A 10,033-nucleotide genomic window follows, 5' to 3' on the forward strand; every position below is an offset into this window, starting at 1 on the left:
ATACGGGCATCTCTTGGTAGCAAACGGGGAGTCGCGCATGATCGTCCTCTTGACGCCAGTATTGGCATCTTTGTTTACAAACTGGAGCAGACTACGCCACATCTGACCACCGAACGAACAACACTGTTCAGTGAAACAAAGAGAAATGACCGACCTTGGGTGGTCAATCTCTATGTGATATGTTTTGGGAAAGCAAGTGCTTGTGGGACAGCAAAGACCCAAATTATCGCAAAAAAAACACTGAAGAGAGAAGTATACAAGAACATGGGAGAGGCCTTTAGGAGAGATTGTCCCAGGGAGATAGCAGAAATAAATGAGAGGTGTTACAAGCCTCGATAGTTCGTGGTACTGGTCTCTGTTCAGCTATATGAAGTTGCGTAGAGTCTCCGGATCATCCAGGCTCAATTCCCTAACCAGTCTGTAGTATATGCTCTCGTCCTTTCTTCTTCCAAGCCAAGGGCGACTCCACAGACGTTTTTTGGCAAAGAATGTGTCAAAACACACAAAGAGGCCAGTCGCAGCAAGGTGACGTCTTCTAGCACGATCCATTGTGTGGTTTGGTTGCGGGAAGATGCCAATAGAAGGTCCTCGGAGCCGAAATGACGTGTGACACCACGAGCACTTTTTGCCACCACTCCGGGCATCATTTGGTAGCAAGATACCAAAAGATGCCAGGAAATATCGCCCGTGTGACACGGGCTTTATACTTTAGGTCACGTTGGTTGGATGTTTACGGTAATAAACTGCTTTTCTTCCATATCCTTCAAATGGCTCCCCGAGGTAATAGCTGTGAGGCAATCACCTAGAAAAATTATATACTAACTGTAGTTGCTAAATTAGGAACCTATTCCCGCTTACTTTGTTGTTCAAATATCAGAAGCGAGTACTTTGCGACGGAAACGGTAATCAGAGAGATGAATAGCACATTAAAATCTATCGGTAAAACATTGTCAGCCACCGGAGTGGTCCGGGTGTAATCTGTCAGGGATAATACCTCAGCAGCACCCAGCTCCAGGCTCCAGTTTTCGATGAGCTGAACCAGCTCACTGCCAGGGAACTTTTTGTGGTTTATTAACTCATTACCACCAATGGAGAGAGGGTCAAGGCGATCGCGAAATCGCCTCTTCCTTCTTAGTGCACGAGCAAAAAGCACCAGGTATATGGGCCCAGATCAAACGCCACTGCTTCTACGGCGCTGCCAGCCGTGCCGCTGTTAGCACTTGTATGTCATTCACGACGTTTAGTGTATACAACTCGGCGTTTCATGGAAGAATGTGCAGTATATACTCGCAGACTTAAAGTTCAGGTTAAAAACATTAAATATTAGTAATTTCATATAAATCTGACGAAGGTTGCTCGCTCGCGTTAACACCACCTCCGAGGCTGTTTTTATTAACACCATCCCCAGCAACCTTATGAAGTCATAATTAGCTTCTGAAATGCCAATGTAGAGAGGGAGGGTGCTATATCAGAATCGGTTGTTATTTAACACCCTCGTGACGTCACAATGTTGTTTCTAGCATGCCAATGTGGCGGGATAGGTTGCTATCTCAGTTAATTAGCAACATTGTGAACCCTTCTATAATACGGGTCCTGCTCTCACAGTAGGAGGCCATCCCATCTCTGCAAGCAAGCCTGGTGTCTTTGTCTGCCACGCGGCACCCGCCCCTTGGGAAGGTTCCCGCTGGGACAACGCCAGTTAAATGCGAGGTAAAGATGACGTTGGCCAACTTCAGAACCTGGCGGCAGGCTTCTTCATCCGCCTCCTGTGTGCTCCTGCGTTACAGTGTGCCCTTGACGCCATGTTCACCACAGGGCAATGGGAAACCATGGCACCTAAGGAGGCACTGGATGCCATAGGAAAAATCATGCATCGTCCGTCAAATCAGGTAGTGCGCTGGTCTGATTTCTTAAGCGTCAGCCAGGCTCCCGACAAGCCCATCAGTGCCTTCTTTATTCGATGTCCTCAGCAGGCCATTAAATGTGGCTTTCAGTGTCCTCATTGTGGCGATGATCTGTCGGATAACATGCTCCTGCGGAAAGTGATAGTTGATCTCAGTGACTCTGCGTTAAGACAGATGTCTCGGTGGTGTGAGAGTATCAGTCACATCGACAGCCTCAGGGGCTTTTGTTCTGTGTTTGAGGCGGCAAAGCATGATGCTGCCTCGGGCGGGAAACTTGCCCGGGAAAGTGCGGTGGCGGGGGTTGACGTCACAGCTGATGACTGAAAAGAAATGTGCAGGAGCCCCATGAAACGTGAGGTTGAGGCTATTAACACTGTGACAAGCCGGACTACTCACCTATCCACGGAGCCTCTCCTGCAGGTCAAGCTGCCCGCGCGGTCGGGCGGCCAGGTTCAAACGGTCACGGCTATGGCCGACACAGGGGCCCAGGTATATGTTGCTGGCCCTGTCCTGATGTCTTCACTGGGTCTCTGGCCACCGCTATTAAGGCTCTTTTGTTTTGGTACGTCAGTATTTGTACGGCTCAGCCCAACACCGAATAATGCAGCCCGCCGAACTATACCTCTAAAGTCGGCGAAGCGCCTTGTGACCACAACCGGCTGAAAAATCACCGGCGTGAAATAGTATCGCCGTGAAATTCTCGAGACAAACGCTCGTGTGACCGGGCCTTTTAACGGCGGTACTATGAATCTTCTCTACCACCCTCCCCTTCCCTTTCCCTTAAGCGGGGTCCCCTTTCCGGTCGCTACCATTAATCAACCCTAACCCCTTCCCTTTCTAGGGAATACCTTCGGCCAATGTTGGTAGTACTGGCAAACATCTGCATATGGAAAACCTGATAATGAAAGCATTTTACACACATTACTATAAAAATATATATTTTTTCATGTATAATAACACATGTACTGATTGATCCAGTAATAAATATATTAGTATAATTGCGTACATCATATGAGTAACATGGCTGACATCCCTGGCGCCCTAGCGATTCAAAGCAATAGAGGTCACAGAAGAAGAAGAAGACGCCGTCACACCACACGCCGCGTTGTACTACTATACAAACCTCACAGGAGTCGCACCAGATATGGAGCCCTCTGGGAAAAGGCCAAGCCCCATTGGTGTGTTGGCAAGAGACTATCTGGTGGAGCTGACAATGCAGAAGACATCCTGCACAATAACACCGACGCAGCATTACCAGATTATCGTACTAAGCACATTACAATTATCTCTTTCTCATCAAAAACTATCGCACTCAAACAAGTAACGGTCTTCTGTCCAACTTATGGTTAAACACGTACTTATTGATATAATTTAGATGAGTAAGGAAAGGATAAAGCAGCGATAATGAGGCTGTTTTGATTCTCGTGGGCTGCAGCAATTATCGCACGCTTGGCATCGCTGCACTGACAGGAGGCTGTTTTATAATCAGATATAGAAACACAAGTCTTTCTTAAGCTAAGGAAACTGATTAAGCAAAGTTTGCTACTTCATATTTGATCAAATATATATTTTCTTATAATTCAGAAATCATTTGCTACAATAATATTAAAGTAAAACACTTGACTGATCCCTAAAATATGCGAAGGGGAAGACGAAGATGTCCTCGGCGAGACCCCTTGGCAAACGTCAACAATATCGCCTTACAACCCCGTCTCCCCCGCCGCTTAGACACTCTCTTCGCCACCATTCCGCTTTTACAGTACCAAAAAATCAACGAAGAGGTTCGACTGCCGAAGGAGCTGATTAATGGTACCACCGTAACAGTCGCCTCCCGGCCAGGTCCGCCTACATGCCGCTTCGGTCGCTAGAGGATAACGTTCCTCGATTGGAACTATGGCTCCTGAGACAGTTCTCCTCGACTACATTCAACACAGACCGGTACCCTCTCCATGTCATGGAGGGCGCCCAACACCACATACAGCTTCTGGAGGGTGCGCAGCTCTACGCCTGCCAAACACCTGGCTCGGCTCCCAAACACTGGGAGGCGAAAGTCAACCAGCAGCTTAACGACGACGACAACAAAGATGTGATCCGCCCAGTTCCCGCAGGAGAGGCTATAGAACGATGTGCTCGTATGGTGTTGGTAGCCATGAAGTCAGGCAGGCCCCGCAGGACTGTCGACTTTCAGAAGTTAATTGCTTGCTGTCTGCGGGAGACACATCACACTCTGGCGCGCTTCGACACGGTGTCTGATAATCCCTCACACTCGTACAAGACGGTGGCGGACGCTTGCTGGGGATTCCACCAAGTCGAGCTCGACGAGGAGAGCGGGCGCCTAACGACCTTTTAAACACGCTGTGGGGCTGCTACTAGTACTGTTGGGCACCGATGGGGGAAGGCAAGCATTAACTTCAATAAAATGCGTGTACCACTTTCAGAATTGGCAACTACGAAGCGCCGAGACAACACCTACAAGGAATTAACCGGGTGGAGTTGGTGTTGGGGTCAGGTCAGAACGGGTATCGAGGGGTTCGGAGGATTCATGACGGGTTTAGCGGCAAGGAGGGGGATTAACTTGGGGGTGTCAGGGCAGGTGAGAACAGAGGTCCAGAGAGGTGGGTCCCGAAGGGGTGCGATCTCTAACGAGTGGATTATCGGCGAGGAAGAAGAGACGGACTTGGGAGCGTCAGGTCAACAGTTAGGTCACGGAGCAGAGGACTCAGATCCTAACTACCAAGCGCCAGTTGAAAACCTGTATTGCCCCTTCACCAGAAAAATCACGACTGCGCTATCTCAGAATATTCCTTACAGGCTAGTGAGAGGAGAAAATGCAGACCCAAGATAGATGACGAGCAAAATTAAGCATAATATTGGGTTAAAGCGTTGAATTTATAAACAGATGAGAAGAGAAGCTAATCTTACGAATAGATACTTTCAATCAGCGCGGAAAGTGAAAATTATATTAGAAGAGCAAAAAGAAATTATTATTATTATTATTATTATTAGTAGTAGTAGTAGTAGTAGTAGTAGTAGTAGTAGCAGTAGTAGTAGTAGTCGTAGTCGTAGTAGTAGAAGCAGCAGCAGCAGGAGCAGTAATAATACATAGTAACAGCTACAGTAGAAACAGTAAGAGCAGTAACAGCAACAACAGGATTAGCAGAAGGTACGAGTAAAAGGGAAACTATGTCCCGTTGGTGCCAAAAGCCTCTATACAGTCCAAATACGTTACTGGTGAGATAAAAAAAATGTTTACAGAAACTCTCATGTAACACAAATCTATTTAAGCCAAAAATACCTATGATAACGAAAGTGAACCAATTAACACAAAGTCCCGATCACAACAACCACTAAAGTACAACATGAAGGTCATCTTTTAGTATTCTGTCGAATATTCGAAAAACGTGAAGACGACAACATTTCCCTGGAGTGTGATTCAGGGGATGCAACACAAACATCAGTTGACCTCAGTTATTACTTGAGTTGACCTTAATCACTAGTTACTTGGCCTCAGTCATCAGTCAGTTAACCTCAGTCACTAGTCGTGAGTTAACGTGTGCCGGGTCTCTCTGTGGTCAACTTACTTAGCTGGTTGCTAGCCATGGCTAAAAGCGACTTGTGCTTGGAGCCTCGCCGACTACGAAAGCAAGTTCCAGTCTTACAGGCGGAGAACATCTCGCTGAGGAAGGAGCTGAAGGCCTCCAACACCTAGCGCCGACTACGGGAGCAAGTTCAGGTCTTATAGGCGGAGAACATCGCGCTGAGGAGGAGCTGAAGGCCTCCTACACCTAGCGCCCTTCTGTGGCTCCTGAAATTACCTAGAAGGTGTTGGGAAAAAGCAGAGTGGGAAGAGCTGCCCCTAAGTGTGACGTGGCCCAGCTCTCTATCAACATCGTGTTCTTGGCTCTGGATGACAAGTGTGGAGGAGACTGTAGTACGGCAAACACATGACCACTGCCCCAAAGTAAGAACTTGGTGGATGGTGGCAGTCAGGTAAGGTGCTTTGAGCGCGTTTCTTGTTGCAGAAACAGGAGAAACAGGACAAGGAATTGTTTTCCTGGGGCGAGGATGAGGGAGGTGGGTGATTGGCTGGCTAGAAGTATGTTTTGAGAGGGTGCTGCGCCCATTATGTGTTTCAGAGCAGGAGGGAACGAAACAGACAAGGTTACACCCGAGGAGTTAGAAGAAGATTCAGACAGGCTTCAGGGTGAATCTGTGGCCTTAGAAATAAGCGGGCAGTGTGTGGTGTTTCGCCGCGTAGAAGTGTCCAGCGAGTAGCTTTCCTGAGCAATTGCTTTGAAAAGTTGGCTGGCTGATCATTGCAAGAGCAACGGATGGTCTTTCGTAGATAACTGGGGCAGTTATTACGGCAGGAAGACCACGTTACCTAGTGTTTACCTCTCACGTAAGGGCGTGGTGGCTTTCGCCGCCAGTTTTGAGCATAAGATTGAAACACTCAGTAGTTTTTTGTCGTGTTGGGAGGAAGTGAGGATTTGTGGCGCGAGGGTGTCGGAAAGAAACTCAGTATAGAATCAGATAATGTTGAGTCTACTGAAAGCGTGAACAGGTATAAAATAATTAATTTTGATAAAAGTCACGTGTTCAAGTTGCTGATACTGATGATGATTTTACACGTTACTGCACGAATACTTGTAGTCTTAGAAAGAAAATGGAGCTCCTGCGGGGTTTAACTAGTGCGGAAATAGTAAACATTATAGCGATCTTTGAGTCATGGATAGCCATCGACAGCAAACATTTTTCTTTGAGATTTCAATGAAAGGGAAATAATCTATGTAATGCAGACAGGCAAAGAATGCGAAGAGGTGGAGTAGCTTTGTAAAAGATACTGTTAACTGTTATCAATAAGTCACCTAAACAGACGGAAATGCTGCAACAATATGTAAGGAAATTGCAGAAGCAAAAGATAAACTTATTATAGGTATCGTCTACCGGCCTCTCACTGTTACAGAGAATGCCTCTTCCGCCTTATTCTAGGAAATAAACAGGACCAGCGAATATGGTAATATATACCGTTGGTGATTTTATTACAAAAATATTGTCTGGGATAACCTTATGGGTGACCATGGAACAGAACGTTTCATTAAGATTGTGCAAGATAATTTTCTCACGCCACAAGTTAATGAACCCAGAAAAGGAAATAGTATTTTACTTAGCGTTATACAGCAATGATAATAGAGTTGGTTGAAATAGATGGGGAATTAGGCAACAGCAATCATAAGGAAGTTAATTTAAAATGAATGATGCAGCTGAATATCGACAAATGCAGCGTCCCAAGTATAGGTAAAAATAACGCCTTAAATACATATACATTATATAATACAGTTCTTGGTCATTCCAGCTACGAAAGGTAGTTGGGTGTGCATGTGGTCTCTGACCTCCGACCCAGGAATCACTGTATTACCGCCAAGTACAAAGTACAAAGAGGTATGACCGAAATGACTAAAGGACTTAGAAACTTACCGCACATTAAAAGACTATAGAAGCTTAACTTACATCTTAGAAAAAACGTAGACTGCAGAGTGATTTAATTTCAGTTTTTGAATAGGTTAAGAGGATTGATATGGGTGCTTTAGATAAACTATTTATACTAAACACAGATATTAGGCCACGAAGCAATGGGTATAAACTAGATAAACTCAGGTTCGGGAAGGAGAGATGTAAAAACTGGTTCACGAATAGGGGAGTGGATGATACTAGCAAATTAAGTAGATATGTAGCTGAAGCAAGCAGTACTGAAAGCTTGAAATGGAGGTTAAATTTAGGGATGGGGAGGGAAGTTGGTAAATGCATACTCTCGTATAGACTACCTGGCCTCTTGTAGCCTCCTTATATCCTTGTGTATCCTTGTGTATGAAGCAAATCTTCTAAATCTTGATGCCAACCAAAGCTATTCACGTCGTCACCCGCTATGCCATCTTTCAAAAACAGCTTCTGGCGCCACATATTAGTCCCTTCTTCGTCCTATACTTTAGGATTAACTAAACAGAATAGGTCTTCCCTTATCCCTACACCTCACAATGATTGTACAGGGAACGGTAATATAGGAAAAGGTGTCTTGTCTTTATAAAGCGTTTGGTAGCCTTGACAACTTAAAAATGAAAGATAAACGAAGAAACTGAACACAATCAAAACTGTTATGTGACAATTTCACCAATACTGATATCCCTTTCAAAGGAACGTAGCAGTGGTGTTCCAGTGCTACGTTCCTAGAAAACAGAACAGAATGGAATGGAATTTTGTAAAAGCCACTAATGAAAGAGAAATAAAAATAGTGTCTTTTTTGTGTCACAAGACCCCCTGTGGACATGACGGCGCCGTCCTTCTCCCCACAATGTCTGGCCGGTAAAAAGGGCTCGTGCTGTGTAGATCCGAGGTGACACAAGAATTTCGGGGAGTGAGAGTAGTAATCAATAGAAGGGCAGGACCCTCTCACCCTCTCCCCACTCACTCACTCTCCCCCACTCCTTCCTCCCTCTCTCTTTCTATTTGTATGTCACTGTTCCCATCCCTTCCTTTGCCTCCTTCCCATATACATGAGCACGCACGCCACACACACACACACACACACACACATGCACACAAACGGCAATGAAACTCTTGATCAATCTTTCATTCTCTCACACATGTAGACTGAGAAAATGCCTCTCAAGGCTTAACTCTGAAATCTGGTGTGAATTCAATTCAACGCAAATAATTGTATTTTTTATGACAAACTTTTCTTCATTCTTGACTAATAAGTATTGCACACCGGACCCAAACTATACGGTGACAAGTTAAAGGTTCCCTTAAAATTTTTGGGTACCAATTTTTTTTTTGTCACTAGATTTAGAAAGCAAATGAAGGCGTGTCTTGTATATCACTGAACAGCTCTCTGATCCATCACAAGCCGGTGATGAACGCTCGCTTTCCTTCAGTTGCCTGTAATGAACTAAAGGTGAGGCGCTGTACACGTGGCGTGGGGTTCTGACTTACCTTCATCAACAGGAAGTGCACAGGGGTCACGCAAACAACTCATCATTTATATAAATTGTAGATGTTGCATCACCGGAATCTGATGTACAAAAAATTCGTATCATAAAATACGTTTCCAATAAAAAGTTGTGATCTGCACCTGACAAATTATTGCTGAGGTGCTTTCAGCTCTCTAAGCTGCCGTACCAACACAGCAGATATTTAAAGGGAATCTGTTTTTCCTTTCTTTTCTATTTTTTTTTTTTTTTTTTTTAATCTTAGGTGAGGATTTGGTCTGGTTTTTGGAGCGATAGCAATCAGGACCCAGCCATCAGCACGACATGGGATCACACTGATAACGCCCTTGATTAGGCTGCCATTCCCTCTGAAGCACCAAAACGAGAACCAATATTTTAAAGTTCGAAGCGTTGAGACGGTCTGCGTTGGTCTAGCCCTCACGGACCCGCCTGGCCTTGGATGATAACGGAACACTGCGGATGCTATTTCACGGTACGGCTGCTCCATTACTTTAGCTGTTTAATGTGAAGAAACATCCACTCTCCATCACCAACAAAACTCCCCCCTCCCATGACTGGCTTCCACCGCCCCGTTCCATATTGCTGAGGGCCATATGACCTTCAAAATATTCGTTTATAAAAAAAAGTTGACTTCCATTTCTTATTAATGAGTAGGATCTTAAAGAGCTGAAATTATCGACAAATACAGAGAATTCTGAAGCTAACTTTTAGTCGATATTGTTTTCATAAAGGTGACCAGAAACCTGCGAGAATGAGAAAACTAAACTTTTTAAGCACATTTCAACAATATATTTTCCAGTTTATGTTTTAACTTGCCACCGACGCGAGAATTAGCCGCGTCTAACAAGGAGGCGAAACAAGCACAAGAGAGGACGATGAGTAAGTCTGAAGGCGAGTTGTAAAACCTTCAAGCGGCCTTAAGGAACACTCCCTTACGTACACAAATATTCTGGTGTTACAGGCGCCACACACACACACACACACGTATGCCTTAAGAAAGAGCAACACCCATGACACACACACACACACACACACACACACACACATGTATACCTCAAGAAAGAGCAACACACACACACACACACACACACACTGACACAGCTACGACGGAGCTCACCGTCA

General features: G+C 45.2%; 1 protein-coding gene. It reads left to right on the plus strand.

What is annotated here, in order from left to right; genetic code table 11:
* Nucleotides 1–1,703 precede the first annotated feature (1,703 nt).
* Nucleotides 1,704–2,228 (plus strand): hypothetical protein, encoded by a 525-nt coding sequence (locus tag ACK5JN_RS01725; protein ID WP_416868567.1) that lies wholly within the window; start codon nt 1,704–1,706, stop codon nt 2,226–2,228.
* Nucleotides 2,229–10,033: the final 7,805 nt, after the last annotated feature.

This window comes from Kluyvera sp., from assembly GCF_047971185.1.
Taxonomy (GTDB): domain Bacteria; phylum Pseudomonadota; class Gammaproteobacteria; order Enterobacterales; family Enterobacteriaceae; genus Kluyvera.